General features: G+C 45.7%; 2 protein-coding genes. Both read right to left on the bottom strand.

The features are described 5' to 3' along the window. Nucleotides 1–369 precede the first annotated feature (369 nt). Entirely contained in the window at nt 370–2,526 is a 2,157-nt protein-coding gene (locus tag Q0081_RS29690; RefSeq protein ID WP_298362123.1) for a molybdopterin cofactor-binding domain-containing protein, read from the bottom strand. 27 nt (nt 2,527–2,553) lie between these two features. Continuing rightward, the gene (locus Q0081_RS29685) at nt 2,554–3,045 is read right to left on the bottom strand and encodes a (2Fe-2S)-binding protein (RefSeq protein WP_298362120.1); all 492 of its coding nucleotides are present in this window, start codon (nt 3,043–3,045) and stop codon (nt 2,554–2,556) included. Nucleotides 3,046–3,386: the final 341 nt, after the last annotated feature.

The following is a 3,386-nucleotide window of genomic DNA, read 5'->3' as shown; positions in this document are numbered from 1 at the left end:
AGAAAGCTATTCTTTATATTTTTAAGCAATATGGTTCGATATATACAATTAGCTTTACAAATCTTATTATAAAAAATACGCCAATTAATGTCCAGTTTAATTCTGATTGATTACTTATATTGTTAGCTTCATTATTAACGCTTTTGCCTTAGCTACTACGGGCTGGAAGCCCTTTTTGATATGCCTCACCGCTCGGGCGGCCCCGTCGGTGCAACCGAGCGAGAACGGCATAATGCATTATTTCAGTAAGACGTTTACGAATGTCAAAAGAAACAATAGAGGTCAAGAAACAAGTAATTTCAGAAACCTAAAACACATCAAAAAAGCCCAATGAGTTTTCATTGAGCTTTTTTGATTTTGGATAAACTATTACGCCAACGTATTCAAATCAAATGGCAGTCGTCTGATTCGTTTGCCCGTGGCCGCAAAAACTGCATTGGTCAATGCGGGTGCTATCGGAGGCAGTCCCGGCTCTCCTACCCCGCCCGGTTCGGCGCCGCTTTGTACAATGTGAATTTCAACCGCAGGCATTTCATTCATCCGCATCACTTGGTACTGATGAAAGTTCGTTTGCTCGGCCTGACCGTTGGTGAACATAATTCCTTTCTTCACCGCCGCCGTAATTCCCATTACGATATTTCCTTCGGTTTGGGCTTTTACGTTGTCGGGGTTTACGTAGTGTCCGCAGTCAATGACCGAAACCACTTTTTCGATTTTCACGCTGGTACCTTGTTTCGCTACCGTTACGCAACAGGCACTGATGCTGCCAAATGACTTGAAAATCGCAATTCCTTTGCCGTGTCCGGCGGGAAGTTTTTCACCCCAATTGGCTTTTTCGGCCAGCGTTTCCAGCACTTTTTTAAAGCGTACATCAGTCATCAGTTCCAAACGTGCCTTGAGCGGGTCTTTTTTAGCGGCGTGCGCTAATTCATCAAAAAACCCTTCCTGACTGAATCCGAAATTGGACGCATACACCGACCTCCACCATACAATAGGAATCTCGGTGCTGACGTGCGTAAATGAAACTTTAAAAGCAGGGATGTTATATTTTTGTTCTTTTTGGCTCAATTCTCCGCAAATCCAATCGTCGGGTTTATCGTTAGGGGCTTTAAATACCTGAAACTGAATTGATTCGCCAATCGGATGGTGATGATACGCTACAATGTTGCCGTTGGCATCTACCGCGCCCTGCATTTTTGCCATCATTCCCGGGCGATATGGCCCCTGCGTAATATCGTCTTCGCGCGTCCAAACCAACTTTACAGGCTTTTTCACTTCGCGCGAAAGAAAACAGGCTTCCAACAAAAAGTCGTGATAAGCTTTTCGTCCAAAAGCACCGCCCAACAATGCCACATTGATTTTGATTTGTTCGGGTTTGATTTTTAAGTAACCGGCCAAATCACGCAACGCCCAATCCGGGCCTTGAATAGGTGCCCACACTTCGGCGGTACCATCTTCCTTTACGTGCGCAATGGCATTTTCAGGTTCCATCGGGGCATGAGCCAAAAAGGGAGTTTCATACAGCGCTTCCAATTTTTGGGCCGCGCCCGCAAAAGTGGCCTTAAAATCGCCTTCTTCTTCGGCCTTTAAACCTTCGCCCGTGGATGCTTCCGTACATTTTTTATAGTAAGCAGCGGTGTTTTGAGTTTTTGCCAAATCACCGTTGTCCCATTGCACTTTTACTGCTTTTTTAGCAGAAAGTGCCGCCCAGTAATTGTCGGCAATAATGGCTACGGCCTCTGCCGTACGGTGCGGCATCGGGCGCTCGCATTTCAATACTTTTTGTACCCCTTTGATTTTGAGGGCAGCGGTATCATCAATGGAAACCACTTTCCCGTGAACCAAAGGACTGTGTATCATCACGGCATAGACCATGTTGGGCACATCCACATCAATTCCAAACACCGCTTTTCCCGTAACCCGCGCAGGCACGTCCAAACGGGGAGCGTATTTGCCGATAATCTTGAAGTCTTTCGGGTCTTTGAGTTTAGGGTCTTTTGGTATCTCAAATTTGGAAGCTTCATCGGCTACTTCACCGTAGGTCAATGATTTGCCGCTTGGGCGGTGAATTACCTTGGCTTTTTCGGCATAACATTCACTTACGGGCACATTCCAACGCTGAGCAGCGGCTTTGATAAGCATTTCTTTGGCCGCAGCTCCCGCTTGTCGGATGGGGGTCCACAAAGCTCGTACGCTACTGCTTCCTCCTGACGTTTGGTCGCCGTATTTCCCTTTCCCATCCGATTGAAGAATCGTAACTTGGTCCAAACTTACTTCCAACTCTTCCGCCAACAGCGAAGGCACCGCTTGTGTCGAGCCTTGCCCCATATCAGGCCGAGGGTTGATAAGACTAATTTGACCCGAAGGTTGAATGACAATAAATGGGTTGATTTCGAGAGCCAAATTCAGGGGATCAGCACTCATATTGACGACAGCGGCCTTTCCCTTGGCCATGCTCGATACGCCCAACACCAAACTTGCCGATGAGAGTCCGAGGGTTTTTATAAATGTTCTTCTATTGCTCATGATTTAGATAGCTTTTTCATTGGTTGACTACTTTCCTCCGGTCATTTCACTTTTGGGTGCTTTCGATTTGGCCGCCGAATGAATCGCCTTACGAATACGGTCGTAGGTACCGCAACGGCAAATGTGCCCCTGCATTGCCGCATTGATGTCGGCGTCGGTAGGGTTTGGCTTTTCTTTCAAAAGTGCAGTCGCCGCCATAATTTGGCCGGATTGGCAATAACCGCATTGAGGAACCTGCTCCTCAATCCAGGCCTGCTGAACAGGATGCAGATTGGTTTCGGTACCGATTCCTTCGATGGTTGTAATTTTACTGTTAGCAACGGCTTGTACGGGAAGCACACAGGAACGAGTGGGTTTGGCATCCATGTGAACGGTGCAGGCGCCGCATTGTGCCATACCACAGCCAAATTTGGTACCTTTCAGTCCTACAAAATCACGGATTGCCCACAGGAGCGGCATTTGAGGGTCTACGTCAAGGTTATATTTTTTACCGTTGACATTCAGGGAGATAGCTGCCATAACTTAGAACAGGTCTTGGTTTATTTTTTAGTAAAGTTTAAGACAAAAACCGGCAAAATCAAATTTAAGGAACGAAAGCACAATTTTTCAAACCCAATCTGCATAAAAAGGGGATGAATCAAGCACAATTTTTGGTAAAATGGAACACAGAGAAACATAGGCGCGTAGTTGTTTCTCTGTTCACCTTTTAGTTTAAAGAATCGGAACATGGAGTAATCAGTACTTATGGGTTTAGGACAAGTTTATTAAGCCGCCATTTTTATTAAATCGGTTACTTTATTGCACTGATTGTTTTTAAAAGCGACCCTAATATTAGCTACTTGTTGCAAACCTGTTTTAGT

Origin of the sequence: Runella sp. (assembly GCF_027484545.1) — a bacterium.
GTDB lineage: Bacteria > Bacteroidota > Bacteroidia > Cytophagales > Spirosomataceae > Runella.
This window is presented reverse-complemented; position numbering and strand designations above follow the sequence as displayed.

Excerpts from the sequence above, each read along its gene's own strand:
- Q0081_RS29690 (WP_298362123.1), bottom strand. The coding sequence starts at position 2,526 with ATGAGCAATAGAAGAACATTTATAAAAACCCTCGGACTCTCATCGGCA.
- Q0081_RS29685 (WP_298362120.1), bottom strand. The coding sequence starts at position 3,045 with ATGGCAGCTATCTCCCTGAATGTCAACGGTAAAAAATATAACCTTGAC.